13 protein-coding genes and 1 pseudogene are annotated in these 17,073 nt (G+C 34.6%); 6 read left to right on the top strand and 8 right to left on the bottom strand.

Features of this window, described 5'->3' with window-relative positions:
* Positions 1 to 133: 133 nt before the first annotated feature.
* The gene (locus NTU89_02160) at positions 134 to 997 is read right to left on the bottom strand and encodes a deoxyribonuclease IV (protein ID MCX5923350.1); all 864 of its coding nucleotides are present in this window, start codon (positions 995 to 997) and stop codon (positions 134 to 136) included.
* A 143-nt stretch (positions 998 to 1,140) separates the two neighbouring features.
* Between NTU89_02160 and NTU89_02155 the strand changes: the two genes are divergently transcribed.
* The 3 genes from NTU89_02155 (at position 1,141) to NTU89_02145 (ending at position 5,735) form a co-directional block, all read left to right on the top strand.
* Positions 1,141 to 3,060, top strand: a complete 1,920-nt coding sequence (locus NTU89_02155; protein ID MCX5923349.1) for a hypothetical protein — start codon at positions 1,141 to 1,143, stop codon at positions 3,058 to 3,060.
* Between the two features lie 42 nt (positions 3,061 to 3,102).
* Positions 3,103 to 4,878 carry an aspartate--tRNA ligase gene (gene aspS / locus NTU89_02150; GenBank protein MCX5923348.1) on the top strand — a complete coding sequence of 592 codons (1,776 nt, stop codon included), beginning with the start codon at positions 3,103 to 3,105 and terminating at the stop codon, positions 4,876 to 4,878.
* Positions 4,879 to 5,036: 158 nt separating this feature from the next.
* Positions 5,037 to 5,735 (top strand): hypothetical protein, encoded by a 699-nt coding sequence (locus NTU89_02145; GenBank protein ID MCX5923347.1) that lies wholly within the window; start codon positions 5,037 to 5,039, stop codon positions 5,733 to 5,735.
* Here NTU89_02145 and NTU89_02140 read toward each other — a convergent pair.
* Positions 5,732 to 7,852, bottom strand: a complete 2,121-nt coding sequence (locus NTU89_02140) for an AAA family ATPase (protein ID MCX5923346.1) — start codon at positions 7,850 to 7,852, stop codon at positions 5,732 to 5,734. The genes NTU89_02145 and NTU89_02140 overlap by 4 nt on opposite strands.
* A gap of 165 nt (positions 7,853 to 8,017) precedes the next feature.
* Between NTU89_02140 and NTU89_02135 the strand changes: the two genes are divergently transcribed.
* The 3 genes from NTU89_02135 (at position 8,018) to NTU89_02125 (ending at position 11,632) form a co-directional block, all read left to right on the top strand.
* The gene (locus tag NTU89_02135) at positions 8,018 to 9,187 is read left to right on the top strand and encodes a glycosyltransferase family 61 protein (GenBank protein ID MCX5923345.1); all 1,170 of its coding nucleotides are present in this window, start codon (positions 8,018 to 8,020) and stop codon (positions 9,185 to 9,187) included.
* 31 nt (positions 9,188 to 9,218) lie between these two features.
* Complete coding sequence (locus NTU89_02130; GenBank protein MCX5923344.1) at positions 9,219 to 10,376, top strand: glycosyltransferase family 61 protein; 1,158 nt, start codon at positions 9,219 to 9,221, stop codon at positions 10,374 to 10,376.
* A gap of 101 nt (positions 10,377 to 10,477) precedes the next feature.
* Positions 10,478 to 11,632, top strand: coding sequence for a glycosyltransferase family 61 protein (locus NTU89_02125; protein MCX5923343.1), 1,155 nt, complete (start codon positions 10,478 to 10,480; stop codon positions 11,630 to 11,632).
* 81 nt (positions 11,633 to 11,713) lie between these two features.
* Here NTU89_02125 and NTU89_02120 read toward each other — a convergent pair whose 3' ends face one another.
* From NTU89_02120 to NTU89_02095, 6 genes and pseudogenes are all read right to left on the bottom strand, one after another.
* Positions 11,714 to 11,989 carry a hypothetical protein gene (locus NTU89_02120; protein MCX5923342.1) on the bottom strand — a complete coding sequence of 92 codons (276 nt, stop codon included), beginning with the start codon at positions 11,987 to 11,989 and terminating at the stop codon, positions 11,714 to 11,716.
* Positions 11,919 to 12,508: pseudogene (locus tag NTU89_02115) on the bottom strand (macrocin O-methyltransferase). The gene NTU89_02120 and the pseudogene NTU89_02115 overlap by 71 nt, the downstream one beginning before the upstream one ends.
* 178 nt (positions 12,509 to 12,686) lie before the next feature.
* Positions 12,687 to 13,850: a hypothetical protein gene (locus tag NTU89_02110; GenBank protein ID MCX5923341.1), complete on the bottom strand. Its 1,164-nt coding sequence runs from the start codon at positions 13,848 to 13,850 to the stop codon at positions 12,687 to 12,689.
* A gap of 49 nt (positions 13,851 to 13,899) precedes the next feature.
* A complete protein-coding gene (locus NTU89_02105; GenBank protein MCX5923340.1) occupies positions 13,900 to 15,045 on the bottom strand; it encodes a glycosyltransferase family 61 protein in 1,146 nt (381 codons plus the stop codon).
* Between the two features lie 48 nt (positions 15,046 to 15,093).
* Positions 15,094 to 16,605 carry an FkbM family methyltransferase gene (locus NTU89_02100; protein MCX5923339.1) on the bottom strand — a complete coding sequence of 504 codons (1,512 nt, stop codon included), beginning with the start codon at positions 16,603 to 16,605 and terminating at the stop codon, positions 15,094 to 15,096.
* A gap of 9 nt (positions 16,606 to 16,614) precedes the next feature.
* A partial coding sequence (locus NTU89_02095; GenBank protein ID MCX5923338.1) for a hypothetical protein occupies positions 16,615 to 17,073 on the bottom strand: 459 nt, incomplete at its 5' end.

Here is a 17,073-nt window from a genome sequence, read left to right as displayed (position 1 = left end):
TGATAGTAAGGTAGTATGGTTGGAGAACTGCTTATTGTCGGTGGTGGTCGTTGTTTGGGCTTTTAGGGGCACGCATTCCACCATCGATTTTTTTTGTTAATTTCCTGATTCGGGTGTTAATTTAAATCTGTTTTTATTCGTCTTTGTAGCTTTTTAAAGTTTCGATATTTCTTTTGTGGTCTTCTAGGCCTGTTTCTATTGGTGTTTCCACTATTTTTGGAATGTCTATAAATCTGGGGTCTTGCATGATCATTTTAAATGCATTTTTGCCAATCATTCCCTTTCCGATATCTTCGTGTCTGTCCACCTTTGATCCTAGCGGTTTTTTTGAATCATTTATGTGAAATGCTTTCATGTTTTTTATTCCAACAGTTTCGTCAAAATTTTTCCACATTTTTTTATAAAGATCTGGCGTGTCAAACCTATATCCAGAGGCAAATGCATGACATGTGTCAAAGCATACGCCAATATCATTTTTGTTTTTTACGTGATTAATTATTGTTGCGATTTGCTCAAATGTGTTGCCAATGGTTGATCCTTGTCCGGCCATTGTTTCTAAAAGAAGCATGACTGTTTTTGGTTTTGCTTTTTCTAGCGCACCGTTGATCTGATCTGCGGTAAAAAGAAGAGACTCTTCTTCGCTGCTTGAGTGCATTGTTCCTGGGTGTAAAACAAGATATGGAATTTTTAAATCGTCGCAGCGTTGCAGTTCTTCGACTAGTGCTGCAATAGATTTTTCCAAAGTTTCTTTTGTTTTTGAACCAAGATTTATTAAGTATGATGCATGCGCAACAACGACAGAAATATTTGAATTGTTTTGAGTATTTATAAATAAATCTATGTCGGGTTGTGTGATTTTTTTTGACGCCCATTGCCTGTTGCTTTTTGTAAATATTTGTATGCATGTTGCGCCAATTTTCTCACCTTGCTTAATTGCATTATAAAATCCATCAGCAATTGAAACGTGCGCACCAAGTAAATTATTTTTTTTATGCATAAACATTCCTTTATTAAATCTATTTTAAAAACCGATCTAGGGCTTTTTTTGTTTGACAAAAATCATGTTTTTGTAGATAGTTATAGCATGTGTTGTACCATATCTTTCAATAAAAATATCTTAATCTTTTTGGATAAATTCGTATGAAATTCCCAACTCTGCATCTGTCGATAAAGTCTTTGATTTTATCATTTTTTTTCGTTAGTTATTTAAGTCCATTTACTCAAAAATTATCAAAGGGCTTGGTTTATAAGACAGATGATTTTTCAGCTAGTTGTATGGGCAGATATACTCAAGAATATTTTGGAGCTCAAAACACTCAATTTTTAAATAACGCTATTCCTTGGGATTGCACATCATACGAAAGGTCAACAATTGACTTTACTATCGATGCCTTACACGGATCTGTTGAGCAGCCTAGGCTTTTATTTCATGAAACATTTCGGGTTCGTCACAAATGGGGATTTGAAACAGATGCTAAGGTTGGTGATTCTGTGGCAATGGTTGTTGATGTGCCTGTTCCTGTTAAGGGAAAGTCTGCAGACAAGCATTTAATTTGGTCTCGTGAAGCTTGGGTAAAAATGGCTCTTGGAAATTTAGATTATCCAAACGATAACTATTTACAGGTTGGATTGATTCCTTTTGAGGTTGGTCGTGGAATTAGTCTTGGAGCTGCATATGTAGTCCGTGGATTTTTGGGATTCTCTCCTGGAGACTCTATTGATCAGTTTGCTCCAGCTGTGCGCCTAAGCTTAAATCCCATAGCAGAAAGATTTGTTGTTGATTTTTATACCGCAATTCTTCAAAATTACACGCTTGGATACAGAAGCAATAGCGCGCCTGTCAGACAGGGTGACTTGGAGGCTGGATGCCTGGCAAGAGGATTGCCTGGCCAGTCATATGTTTCAGCGATGCGCAGTATGGTTAAGCTACTTGACGGAGCAAAAGAAAAATTGTCTGTTGAGCCATATATTGTTTTCTTACGGGGTCCTGATCAAGCTCTTGAGTTTTTAATAGACGCGGAGTCTTTGTTAACGACCTATGGTTGTGCAATTGAGGGCGTAAAGGGTCGACTTAACTGGGGGCTTGAAGGAGCTCTTAACCAGGGAAGCCAAGGCCTTAAGCCGTGGGATAGAAATTTAATAAAGTTAGCAAACAATCTTTCCACTGGTGCAATTTCAGAGCAGTATACAAAAATTTATACACAAGATCCTGCAATTACAAAAAACCCAACGTCTGCTTATGTAACATCAACAAACAGTGCTGCGGTAAAAGGCTCTCGTAAAGGCTCAAGCTTTAATGGAATGGAAATCGCTCCTGGGCTATGGAATGCATTTGATAGATTTAGACCAGCACAGCAATTTAATCTTTCTGGGTTTTTCTTAATGGGTGATGCTTCGTATGAATGCATCGAAAAAGTCTTAGTAGCTACGCTTGGTGCTGGATACGCATCTGGATATATTGGGCCACAGCTTAATACAAATCTTTTGACAACGGATCAACTTATGAATCAACAGTTTACAGGGTTTATTCCTGTGCAGTCTGTTTATTCTGGTAAGCGCTTAACTCAGCTTGTTGTTTTTAACAAAGGGATTCCTCGTTTTAACGTTAAAAATCCAAGCGCCATTACTATAAATCAAAACCTTAATCACGTTCTTCAATCTGATAGTATTGATGAAGTTACAAATATTATATTTTTTGGTGGAGCTGTTGATTGGAGTCCTCAAAATTGGAGTGATCATAAAGTAAAAATTTCTCCAAACGTAATTGGATATTGGTCGCCAGATGTGTCTAACTTTGTAGTTAAGCCTGCGGTGCTGTCTCCTCTTTCTGGAGCTGTTGTAGTTCCAGCATTGCTTCAGCCATCAAGTAATTCGCTTGGGATTGAGGTTACAACAAAACTTTCAGCTGATATATATAAAGAATTTAATATCTATTCGTATTTTGGACTTTTCTTTCCTGGGCAACATTATACGGATATGTGTGGAACTTTAATTGGTGGCGTTCCAACAGGAAATAGCCCTGCATATATTCTTGACGTTGGTATGACTTACAATTGGTAAAATTTAAATTATTGAAATAATTGCATTGATTGGATAAAAATAATGGAAAAAAGAACTACTTATTGTGGTTTTATAGAGCAACAGCATGTTGGTCAAGAAGTTACACTTTTTGGCTGGGTTCATAGACGTCGTGATCATGGCGGATTAATTTTTATTGATTTGCGTGATCGTGAAGGAATTATGCAAGTTATTTTTAATTCTGATTTTGACAAAGCAGCTCATGAGGCAGCACACGGCCTGCGTAGCGAATATGTTATTTCAGTCACTGGAAAAGTTGTTGCGCGCGATAGCAATTTAGTAAATAAAGATTTAAAAACGGGCGCTTACGAGCTTCAAGTTGCGTCTTTATATATTTTTAACAAAGCAGTTGCTCTTCCGTTTATGATGGAAGAGGCTGATCATGTCGAAGAAGAATTAAGATTGCAGTATCGATATCTTGATCTTCGTCGTGAAAAAATGTTTCAAAACTTGCGCTTGCGAAGTGATGTTTCTTTTTTTATCAGAGAGTTTTTTAGAAAAGAAGGCTTTTTGGACGTTGAGACACCTATTTTGACAAAAAATACCCCTGAAGGTGCTCGGGAATATTTAGTTCCATCTCGCGTTCATGAACGTAGCGTTTACGCACTTCCGCAATCACCTCAAATGTATAAACAGCTTTTAATGGCATCGGGCGTTGATAGATATGTGCAGATTGCTCGCTGCTTTAGAGATGAAGATTTGCGCGCAGATCGCCAGCCTGAATTTACACAAATTGACGTAGAGATGTCATTTGTCCAAGAAGAAGATGTTATGCAAACAATCGAAAGATTGCTAGGTCATGTTTTTAAACAAAGCATGAATCTGGATATCCCAAAAAATTTTCAAAGAATTACCTATGATAAAGCTTTTGCAGACTATGGTTCTGATAAACCTGATTTGCGTTACGATTTAAAAATTCAAGATTGCAGCTCATTGTTTGAAAAAACTGAATTAAAGTTTTTACAAACAGTTTTGCAAGCTGGTGGCAAAGTTGGTGGAATTTTAGTTTCACAAAAACAGTTCACGCGCTCTGAGCTTGATGGATGGGTTACAAAAGCTATGCACCTTGGAGCAAAGGGCCTTTTGTGGATTCGATTTAATGATCAAGGCGAAGCTGAATCACCTGTGTCAAAGTTTTTACCAGAAAACTTTTTGCAACTTGTTAAAACAATTATGCCTCAAGCAAAAGCGGGCGATACGATTTATTTGATTGCTGGAAAATATTTAGAAGCATGGACTCTTTTGGGTCGTTTGCGTTGCGCACTCGCTGCTGAACTTAATTTGATAAATCATGCAGAATTTCGTTTTTGTTGGGTAACTGATTTTCCATTGTTTGAGTATGATCAGGATGCAAAGCGTTGGAATTCAGTGCATCATCCATTCACAAGCCCTCAGCCGGGCTGGGAGACACAAGACTTTGGCGACATCAAAGCTCGTGCATATGACGTAGTTTTGAATGGCTATGAGCTTGGTGGTGGTTCGATTCGAATTAGCAATATTGATTTTCAAAAGAAAATGTTTACAATCTTGGGCCTTGATGAGGCAAAGATGCAAGAAAAATTCGGTTGCTTGCTTGAAGCGTTGCAGCTTGGTTGCCCTCCACATGGAGGCCTGGCGCTTGGATTGGATCGCATCATGATGCTTCTTACTAATTCAAAATCTATACGAGATGTTATTGCATTTCCTAAAACCCAAAAAGGCCTTGATGCTATGATGCAAGCGCCTGGACAGGTTGAAGAAAAAGATTTAGAGATTTATGGCCTGAAGTTTTTGCCAAAAAAACAAGAAGCTAAGTCTTAAAAAAATAAAAAAACAAAAAGCCCCGAAGTTAATCTCGGGGCTTTTTTATTAATGCTGTTTGATCAAAGTACGTAAATTGCCCCTAAGTCTTGATTTTCAGACTTCTGTTTTGATATATGACTATTCTAGGTAGGGTTTTTTAGATTTAGGGGTAAGTCATGAAAAAAAGCATGTTTTTATTATTTGTCTTTCATGTTGGCACGATTTTTGCCAAGAGTTCATTAATAATTTTATATGGTGGTTCGTCTGCTGGGAAATCATCCGTTTCTCGTGAATTGTGCAAGGCTTTGCCAGGTAAGTGGAAGGTCGTAGGCATTGATATGTTTGATTTTTCTCAGTCGCGTGGAGTATCTCCAACAAATTTGGCCATGTGGAGGCAAATTAGTAAGGATATAGACAGTGGATACAATGTTATTGTTGATACCATTTCACCACAATTTGTGTTTGATAAATCGAAGGCTCAAGAGTTTGTAGTTATAACTTATTGTCCACCAGTTGCTTTAATAGACCATGTTGCTAAGCGCAATAAGGGGACAAATGATCGTGATCACAGAAAAGTAAAAAGCGTGCTTGCTATGTATTACAACAAATTTAGAACTACTCTAAGCGAAAAAGAGTCTATCGATGTGTTGCGTAAATCTGATTTAGAAAATGCTACTTCTAACAAAAGAGCTCTAAATAAAATTAAAAAAGATTTTTTTTCAGGCAATCGTACAAAGGTTTTTATAGCCTCTGTTTTAAGTCAGTATGATTGCTGCGTAAACACGGGCAAAATGTCAGTTATCTCATGCGTAAGAAAAATTCAACAAGGCTTTGATGCACACATAGAAAAACAAAGCCTTGTTGAAAAAAGTTAATTGATAATTATTTTATCACCGTGTAGGTCAAAATTCATTTCTTTGACGCTTGGATGTTCGAGTACATATTGTGAAGCGGGTACAACGATGTATTGGTGAATAGCTCGTTTTAGTGGTCGAGCTCCAAACTCTTGCTCAAATCCATGCTCGGCTACAAACTCAAGGGCTTTTTCAGAAAATGATGCTTGAATTCCACGATCTAACAAGCGTTGCTTAAATGCTTGAAGGTGAGATTTTGCAATATTGCTAATAACTTTTTGATCAAGCATGTTAAAGAAAACAATGTCATCAATTCTATTTAAAAATTCGGGTCTAAATATTTTATGCAGTTGTTTTTCTATTTCCTTTTGTACTTTTTCATCAACAGTTTTTGATTGTAAAATTAAATCAGATCCAATATTTGATGTCATGATAATAACGCAGTTTTTAAAATTAATGGTTCTGCCTTGGCCATCTGTCAGTCTGCCATCATCAAGGATTTGTAAAAAAATATTAAAAACTTCTGGATGCGCTTTTTCAATTTCATCAAAAAGTATAATGCTGTAAGGGCTTCGTCTCACTGCTTCTGTAAGCTGCCCACCTTCCTCATGTCCAACATATCCAGGAGGTGACCCGATGAGTCGAGAGACAGAATGTTTTTCCATATACTCAGACATATCTATGCGGATAAGTTTGTGCTCATCGTTAAATAAATAGTCAGCTAAGCTTTTTGCTATTTCTGTTTTTCCAACGCCTGTTGGCCCGAGAAATAAAAACGATCCAATCGGTTTGTGTGGGTCGGTAAGTCCTGCGCGATGTACCTGAATTGCGTGAGCAATCTTTTTTAGAGCTCCATCTTGACCAATTACTCGCTGCTTTAAAGTGTCTTCCATTTCAAGAAGTTTTTTTGACTCACTTGCCTGTAATTTTTCAACAGGAATTCCAGTCAGGCGTGATAAAACTTTTGCAATATCTTCTTCGTTTACTTCTTCTTTGAGCATGTGTGAGCCGTTATTTTGTATTTTTTGATATTGGCTTTGGAGTTCTTTTTCTAGCTGTACAATTTTTCCATATTTTAATTCTGATGCTCGAGCAAAGTTTCCAACGCGCTCAGCCTGCATAAATTCATAAGTTGCAATCTCGATTTGCTCTTTTATGGTATTGATTTTTTCTAGGGGCTCTCTTTCAGACTTCCATTGATCTAAAAGTAATTTATGTTCTTTTTTAAGATCTGATAGTTCTTGGCTTAAATCTTTTAATCGATCTTGTGATGCTTTATTATCTTTTTCTTTTTCGAGGGCAACTTTTTCAATTTCAAGCTGCCTGATTTTTCGCTCCATTTGGTCAATTTTTTCTGGTTTAGATTCAATTGCCATTTTTACCATTGAAGCAGCTTCATCAACTAAATCAATTGCTTTATCTGGTAAAAATCTATCAGGTATGTTTTTTGCAGAAAGTTGCACAGCCTGAACGAGCGCAGCATCCTTGATTTTAATACCATGGTGCAGTTCATATTTGTCTTTTAGTCCACGCAAAATAGAAATAGCATCTTCAATTGAAGGTTCATCAATTAAAACTTTTTGGAAGCGACGTTCAAGCGCAGCATCTTTTTCAATATATTTTTTATATTCTTTAATTGTTGTTGCGCCAATGCAATGAAGCTTTCCGCGAGCAAGAGCAGGCTTTAGTAAATTTGAAGCATCCATTCCGCCGCCAGATGATCCAGCGCCAACAAGCATGTGAAGCTCATCGATAAATAAAATCACTCCGCCTTGTGATTCTTCTATGGCTTTTAAAATTCCTTTGATGCGTTCTTCGAATTCTCCTTGGAACTTTGTTCCAGCCATTAAAGATCCCATATCTAGAGCATAAATTACGCTATTTTTTAAACTTTCTGGCACATCGTTATTAATTATTCTTTGCGCAATTCCTTCAACTATTGCAGTTTTTCCAACGCCTGGGTCGCCGATGAGCACAGGATTGCTTTTTGTTCTGCGTGAAAGAATTTGAATAACTCTTCTTATTTCTTCATGGCGCCCGATAACCGGATCAAGCTTGCCTTGCTGTGCTAACTTGGTAATGTTTTGGCAAAATGTATCTAAGATTTCATATTGGTTTTCTTGTTTTTTATCACTCATTTTTTCCTCTCTAAGCTTTAAATAAAAATGATTATTATTGTTATTTTTATCCAGATTTTGCAACAGTTCAATCAAATTATAAAATCATTCATATTTTGACATTAATTCGCGCTTTCTTTACTATTGATTGATTAAGTTTTTAGTTTAAAAAAAAGAGTAAAGTAAGTGAAAAAAATAACTTTGTTATTGTCAGTATTCTCATCTGTTATTTCATTAAAAGCCCAAGACATTTCTTTTGCATCACTTCATGACGTGATGCTATCTAGAAAAGATATTTCGTATATTAAACACCATGATCCATTAAAGTTTTGTTATGAAAAATTGTCCGTTTCTACGTCTACAAATGAGGCTCAACCGATAGAAGGAATTTTATCTGAGACTTTTGTAGTGACAATTCCAAAGGGAATAGTTTGCTCTGATTTTGGGATGATCAAAATCGATAATCACATAGTCAAAGATTTTTTTAACCAACTGGTTCCATTTGGTGCGCAGGTCAATGATTTTTTAGCTAAAAAAACAGATTTGAATAAAGTGACAAAAATATCAGGCAGGGTTGCTGTAATTACAACGTCGCTACATAAAGTCTTTTCTCATTGGTTTAATGACGTGCTACCAAGATTAATAATATTGCAAGAATCAGGGATTGAATATGATTGGCTGTTTGCTCCAAAGTATGCACCATATATGAAAGAAACATATGAGTTATATGGCATTCCATTGGAAAAAATTATAGAGTGCACAGGGGAAGATCAATGCATTCAGGCAGATGAATTGATCGTTCCATCTATGGCAATACGAAGAGATGTTTGTGCAACTGATCCAGTTTATGATTGGTATCCAGCAACTGCATATTGGCCATATTGGATGACAGATAATATTAGGTCTAAGTTTTTACCAGAGGTGAAAAATATTGAAACAAACTATAATTTTTCAAAAAAAGTTTTTATTTCTAGAAAAGATGGATTTACTAGGTCAATAGTAAATGAAGATGAGATTTTTGTACTGTTTGAAGAAAAGGGATTTAAGCGTTACTGCCTTAGTAAAATGTCACTCCTTGAACAGGCTGTTTTATTTAATGGAGCAGACGTAATTGTTGGCGCTCATGGATCAGCACTTGCAAATATTATATTTTGCAAACCAAATACCATGATTATCGAAATTTTTCAAAAATTATACGATGCTCATTTTTGCAATCTTGCACAAGATATGAAATGTAATTATTTTGGTTTAAAAACTGAATTTACAAGTCGTGGCCACGTGGCCGATAGCACTATCGTTCCAGTAGATATTATTAAAAACTTTATATCCCTACATGTAAATGAAATATCATATTAAGTTAATTTTTTAGCTAAAAAGGTTGGAGTACGTGAAAAGAATTGTTAACACATGGATACTAAGTCTTATTTGCTTCGTAAGCACATTTTTACAAGCATCACGGATTTATCAAAGGTCTTTGTCAGAGTTTGTAAAAGAGTTTCCGCAGTCAAGTTATCTGCAATGTACAAATAACTATTCTTTTAATCATGCTCCTTTTCCACTGTATCCAGAGGATTCTAAATTTTTTCCATCACAAGGTGAGCATGCTGACATTTTTCTTTTAGAGGCCTCAAAGGCTTCTGTGTTGTTTGATGTTTCAGGATATGTTTACATCAACGATTCTTTTATTAAAGAAACTCAAATTAAAAATTTAAGCTCTTTTCATAAAAGTAATTTTGTTGATAGAAAAAACCCTTCAAGAATTACAAAAATTCCAGGTCGAGTTGCCATTGTTTCTCATTTATATCCATATTGCTATGGCCATTGGATATTTGATGTGCTTGGTCAGCTGGCACTTCTTGAGATTAATAATATAGAATATGATTATTTGTGTATTCCTTATTATACAAAATTTATGCAGCAATCATTAGATATTTGGGGTATTGATCGATCAAAAATTGTACCAATTGTTTATGGTGCTACTATACAAGCTGACTCTGTAATAATGGCAACAGCAATATCTCAAGATAAGCCAGGAGTTCGCGTCTCTTGCAATTATTATCATGATTTTTTATTGATGTATGTTCGAAATAAAATGATTGATGGTGTAAATTCTTTATCAGAAAAGTCTTATAATTTTCCAGAAAAGATATTTATTTCTCGTAAGGGAGCTAAGGGAAAAAGATCTGTGTTAAATGAAGATGAAGTATTTGAACTATTTAAGCCATATGGCTTTGTTAGATATGAGCTTGAGCATTTGTCGGTATCTCAGCAGATTTTACTATTTAATAATGCAAAAACAGTAATTTCATTTGTTGGATCTGGAGCTGCAAATATTTTATTTTGCAAGGCTGGAACTAACTATGTAGAGATTACTCAAAAAATGGTTGATGCTACATTTTTCTTTGTCTCTGACACATGTAAATTAAAATATAGCTTTATTAATGATTCTACTTTTGTAGATAATGGTGGTGGTATCTGGGCGTCTCCAGAGCCATTCCCTTTGCACAAAATTGAAAAATTTTTAGTTGAGCACCCTGATTTATAATATTAATAATAAAAAGAGACAAAAGATCTTTGGCTTAATTTGTAGCAAAAAATAATTAAAAAAATGAATAGATTTATTTTAAATGAAAAAGGAATTTGTTGATGAAGTTTGTGCGTAATATTTTATTTGTGAGCTTTATTTGTTTTGTAAGCACATTTTTACAAGCATCACGGATTTATCAAAGGTCATTGTCAGATTTTGTAAAAGAGTTTCCGCAGTCAAGTTATGTGCAATGCACAAGTAACTATTCTTTTAATCATGCTCCGTTTCCACTGTATCAGGATCATGTTAACTATTTTCCGTCGCAAGGTGAGCATGTTGATATGTTTATTCTAGAGGTTCCTCAAGGGACAGCTCTTTTTGATAAAACAGGATATGTTTATGTAAACGATTCTTTTGTTAAAGAAACTCAAATGGGTGGATTAAATTTTTTTAACAACCAAGATTTTATTGATCAAGAAGCGCCATCAAATATTTTGAAAGTTTCAGGTCGTGTTGCAATTGTTTCTCGTTTGTACCCTTATTGCTATGGACTTTGGTTTTTTGAGATACTTAGCCAGCTAGCATTGCTTGAAGTTTATGGCGTTGAGTATGACTACTTGTGCATTCCTTACTATGAAAAATTTATGCAAGAATCATTAGATCTTTGGGGAATAGATAGATCAAAAATTATACCGATGGTAACGACTGGGTGCATACATGCAGATGTTATTATTATGCCAACGTCCGTATCTGGATGTAAGGTACCACCTTCTTGGCTCGTAAATCACTATGTAGATTTTTTAATGAAACATATTCACAATAAAATTTTAGCTGGGGTTGAAGCTTTAAAGCTTGATACTGAGCGTTCAGAAAAAATATTTATTTCAAGAAAAGATGCTGGTGGAAAAAGAGCAATCCCAAATGAAGATGAAGTGTTTGCTTTATTTGAGCCACTTGGATTTAAAAGATACGAATTAGCTAGGCTGTCTGTTGCAGAAAAAATTTCATTATTTAATAACGCAAAAACAATAGTTTCGTTTTTGGGATCAGGTAGTACAAATATTATGTTTTGTAAGCCAGGAACTCATTACATAGAAATTACACAAAAAATGGTTGAGGCTACATTCTTTTATGTTGGTGAAATTTTTGGATTAAAGTATAGCGCTATCGATGATTCTCCTGGTCTTGAAGTTCATCATGGACCATGGACAGCGCCAGTTCCGTTATCTTTGGAAAAAGTTAAAGAGTTTTTAGTACAGAATCCTGAGCTGTAAAAGAATCAATAAGAATTGAAAAGAAATGGAATTGCTAATTTTTATAGCAATTCCATTTCTTTATTTACTACATGAAATAAATTATTCTTTTGTTCGCTTCCAAAAAGCGCCTATATTATCCGCTGTTTTACATAGCTCGTCAGTAATATTAAATTTGTTTCTAAAATCATGTACTGCTTTAGCGCAACACGGGATATTGTAATCATCAATAATTACCCATCCACCAATTGATAGCTTTGGGTATAGGCTAGTAAGAGCATCCATTGTTGATTCGTAGTAGTCACCATCATCCACCAATTGATAGCTTTGGGTATAGGCTAGTAAGAGCATCCATTGTTGATTCGTAGTAGTCACCATCAAGTCTCATAACCGCTAGTTTTTCCATTGGCGCATTAGGAAGAGTATCTTTGAACCATCCCTTTAAAAAACAACTTGGCTTTCTAGCAGCCCATAAAGACTAAAATTATATTGAACCTGGTGTAAAGGAATCGCTAAAACATTGTTGTAGTTAGTTAAAATTGCAAAATCTTTATCATCTGGATAGAGCTCGGTATTTACCTTTGGCATTCCTTCAAAAGAATCAGCAACGAAAACTTTTTTTTCAGTATTTTCATATGCTTTTAAAATTGATCTCATAAATATACTAGCACCACCTCTCCATACGCCTGTTTCTATTAAATCTCCAGGTATATTATTTTGTAGCACATCTTCAACACAAAATTGTAAATTATTTAACCTATGCAGGCCGATCATTGTATGTGCTGCATCTGGCCAATCAAGGCCATTTTCGCGAACTTTTTCTTGATATGGGTTGCTATGGTTTTGGCTGGCATATGCAGTGTCTTGATATATAGAATTAATTAAACATTTTTTCATAAGATCTAAATAAAGATCTTTGCTTAAATCTGCATGGAGGGCAGGGCATAGTAATAAAAAAGCGGCATAAAGAACATCTGTTATCCTTTGTATTAGTAATAAAATATAATACTTTGGGTTAAATTTATTTGATGCACAATTGTAATTTATAACATGTTTTGTTTTTATTCCTTAAGTGTTAAAATTGTCTTTTTGGCGAACCAAAAATTTGTGAAACCTGTTTAGAAAAACTAAAATATTCTTGTTTTACGGAGTTTAGAATTAATTCCTGCTTTGCGTACAAATCTTCATAATTATCCAAGGCATTTCGTATCTTAGCTTCAAGAGTACCATCAATTACATCTGTATCTGAAAATCTAAAATAATCGTCGACTGGAAATGATTCATAATCTGTTGCGCAACCTTGATTGTGAATAAAAATAATACAACCCCTAAGCAATGCCTCACGTGGAATTCTGTCTTTGCCTGGAAAGTGTCCAAAGTCTATATAAACTTTTGATGTATCTAGAGCCCAAAGCATTCCAAAAGAGTTTAAATTTTGAAGACGAATATATTTATACATAGGATTGTTTTGAGTGAATAACTCTCCAAGGTGCCGTCCTTTCGATGGATAGTACGCAATGCAATTTTCTTTGGCTGCAACAGGTGAAGCGTTGAAATAAGATTTATTAATATAATCACCAAGCAAAAAAGACTTCGCTCCCCACGAGCTTAATATTTTTTGTATCCAAGGAGCTTGTGCGGCATGAGAACAGTCTAGCAAACGTAGGCTCTTTTTATCTATTAGGTCTCTGCAAGTATTTGACCTATCAAATCCATGCATATTATTTATAGAAAGCCATGCGATCATTTTTGAGGCACCATTAAAAAATGGTAAAAAATCACACATGCCTTCTGGTAGAATTATCATAGTAGACTTGTCTAATATTACGTCATTTTTTAGGTGCTCTATTTCGTATTCAGCTTTGTATATATTTGGTGTAAGGTCGTCACTATTGCCACAAAGATACCATGAGCTATTTTGATATTTTCTTTTAATCATTGACTCACTTATGAACCAAAGCAGATAAACGTTAAACCCTAATTTTTTTAATTCTAAAGAAATTTGACATAGGTTTTCGGGGCCCCCAGTAACTAGCGCTGGGCACATAATAACAACTGTTGATATTTCATTTTTAATTAATATCCCTTCTTCTGTGGTTAAAGCATTATTGGAAGTTTTTAAAAAATCATATAAAGATTCTACTTTATCTTTTTGTGCAAATTCATCTTCAATTACTGGAAAAATATTTGACCAGATTGTTATGCTGAATAAAAAGCAAGCTATTGTTTTAATGTTCAAGGTGGCCTCAGCTTTATATATAAATTGTAAAATAGTATCTTTAAAAGCCTTAATCAATATTTAAATCACCTATCATTTTTTGAATAATATCGAGCGGCATACTTGTGTTATCACTCCATCCGGAATAGTAATTCGGTGAAAATTCTATTGTTTTAATGGGCGTATAATTTAAACCAAGCTCTTGTGATAAATACCAAAAAGTACAATCATTCAGCCCTTGGAAAAGTTCTATAATCTGAGTTTTGGGTGTACAAAATATACAGTTTGCCAGGCCAGTACCTTGTGGTGAAATAACAATTTCTGCATTGTGAAATAATAAAATTTGTTGAGTTACGGATAAATGCTCAAGTTCATAGCGCACAAAGCCATGAGGCTTTAGCAATGCAAACACATCATCTTCGTTTAAAAGTTTTCTTTGTGGAGAATCTTTTCTTGAAATAAAAATGCGTTTACTTTTTTCGTGCTCAGATGGAAATTCTTTTGCCGCAGCAAGCAGTTTATTTATAACATATTTGATAAGGTGCGGCTGCACATAACAAGAAAAATAAATACTATTTAAGCTGCTATTTGAGACAAGAGATGGAATTATAATCTCTTTTGCTTGCAAGTAGGTATCATCGTTTGAAGGCGTAAGTATTTTTTCTTGTGGGATTCCCCAAAGATCTAAACTACCTTTTATGTAAGCTCTGTCTTGCGGGGTGTAAATATAATCATATGGCTCGCCGCTTATTTCTAAAAGGGCTAATCTGCAAAGTACTTCTGTCAGCCAATGGAAATAATTTCCGTATGCAGGCTGCGTAATGACCGCAACTCGTTTCGCAAAGTATTGTGGCTTATAGTTATATTGTTTTACAAGTTGGAGGTTGTGCATAAATTTTTTCCAAATCATTTCATCGATAAAGTGATTATTTATGACAGTAAATCCATTTTTTGATTGTAGGGTTCCGTTTGGAATGGTTATGACAAATGTTTCATCGAATCTTCCCTTGTTTGGATGCCACGACTGATTCAAAGACAAGGGAAACTCTGCATAATTAAAATCAACAGGATCAAAACATTTTGTATATTTAATTGATGGATTTTCTTGAATGATTTGTTTTATTGGAAGGATATCGAACCACCAACAATTAATTTTTAAGTGAGAAAAACTAGTTAAAAAGATTAATAATATTTTGGTGTAATTTTTTTGTGACATTGTTTAAAATCCTAAAAGTTTTTGTTTAAATTAATGGCTTTGTAAATATTATTTAATCCATGTAGAAGATATGTTGTTTTTTAAATATGCTTCATATTCTTCAGATGGCATATGATTCTGAAAGTCTTTGAGCCATGGAAGATGTAGGCAGGTATAGTTTCCCGCAACTCTTATATTGTAGCCAAGATAAAACTTGTGGTTAACTAAACAAAAAGTAGTATCGATTGGAGCTTTGTATAGCTCTAAGGAGTAATTTAATGGGTAGATTAATCTTGTTTTCCAGAATTGACTCTCCCATTTTTTAATAGTGCAGCCATTACAGAAGACGTCTGTTCTTATTTGGTCAGAGTTAATGTGCAATGCAAAGCCAACTTTATGAGCCTTAAAGTGATTTGATAGGGCCACCAAAATATTAATAAAATCATTGGGTAGATTAATGTTAAATTTTAAGTCTGGATCTGTCATTATATGAATATCACCAATTACACTTTGTATAAATCGATTTGCAATAATGCGATGTCCATGATTAATTTTTTGCCTTAGAAGTGTGTACTTGAAATCATTTGCATAGTAATTTAACAATGGCTCGTAGCTGCTATTGTTGTCTATAATGATTATATCGGTCGTGTATTTTTCTAATTGAGAAACCATATGCTTAATATAGGTAAGTTGATTATATCCAATAATTACAATTGGCATATTCTTTTTTATTAAAGTTCCCGCATCGCTCAACGGCTCAAAGAGGATAGAAGTGAAAGGATTTTTTTTAATATAGTCAGCAATGTTAAGACTTGGGCAGCTTGTTTTAAAAAATTTAAATAAATATTCGAATTCGGCAATGTTTTTATTTTCCCACCAATCTAAATGAAATGAAATATACGCCTTTGCTTTATTGTTATAAGCAAAATGCAGCAGGTCTTCGAGAATGCTCTCTTCGCCGCCTTCAATGTCGCACTTAATAAATGATATTTTTTTATTTTCTATTGCATCGTTTTCATATACAAAATCATATATTAATTGTTTAAAAGTTGTGGCTTGAATGCTGTAATCATTTATATTGTCTGATTCCTTTTTTACATGTGAAGTAGATAGATTAAGAGCGTTTTCTCTTGGCCCAAAAACAACATGATCGCTTGTTTGCTTTACTGGTTTTTCACAAATAGTAACGTTTGAACATTGCGATGCGCTTAAATTGTTTTTCAGGCATTGCAAAGAAGTACGATCTGCGTCCACAGCAATAACGTGCCCAAAATTTTTAGATAACCATATTGCGGTCGTTCCAATCCATGCACCAAGATCAATAGCTACCCCATTAGGATCTTTTACTTTGTCGAAAACTTCAAAAGTTTCTCTTTCCCAGCTGGCAAATATGTTTTTAACGAAGTTATCTGTTTCTTCATCAAAAGGAACAAAAGAATGTGGTACATTTTTTTTATCAATATTTATGAGACCATTGCTTGCATTTGTTGCAATATGTAAAACTATAAATAGTGACGCAGCTAGATAGCGATAAAGACATAGATTGCTCAATGTGCTTTTTCTTGCGTGATCAGACTCCATTTTGTTTTCCTATTGTTTATCTATAATCATTTGTTGAAAAATAGATAAGTTTTTTAAAAGTTGTTCTTTTTTTTCTACTAAAATTAATGAATCTGTGGCGCGATTATCAAAATATTTTAATGCGTGCTGCGTTGCCTCGTGTCCAACTTCATATTCCCTTATATTCCATGCAGCAAAGGCTAAAAGCTCATATCGCACTATGTCATAAAATATTGTTTCGACAAAAACAATTTCTTGTTCGGGCTGTTTTATTGTTGTGGCATGCTTTGCAAATAAGTATGCAATTGAATAGTCGCCAACATGTATGTAATGGTATGCGATTTGAATCAGTGGCTCGATACGAGTTGGTCGTAGGCTAAAAGCTTTTAAATAATATTCCATTGCTTTTGTCCAATTTTCCAGCAAGCCGTAGCTGTATGCAAGCTTGTAATGAGAAATATAATATTCATCGCTATTGTCTATAATTTT

The sequence above is a fragment of the Candidatus Dependentiae bacterium genome (assembly GCA_026389065.1).
Taxonomy (GTDB): Bacteria; Babelota; Babeliae; order Babelales; family Chromulinivoraceae; genus JACPFN01.
This window is presented reverse-complemented; position numbering and strand designations above follow the sequence as displayed.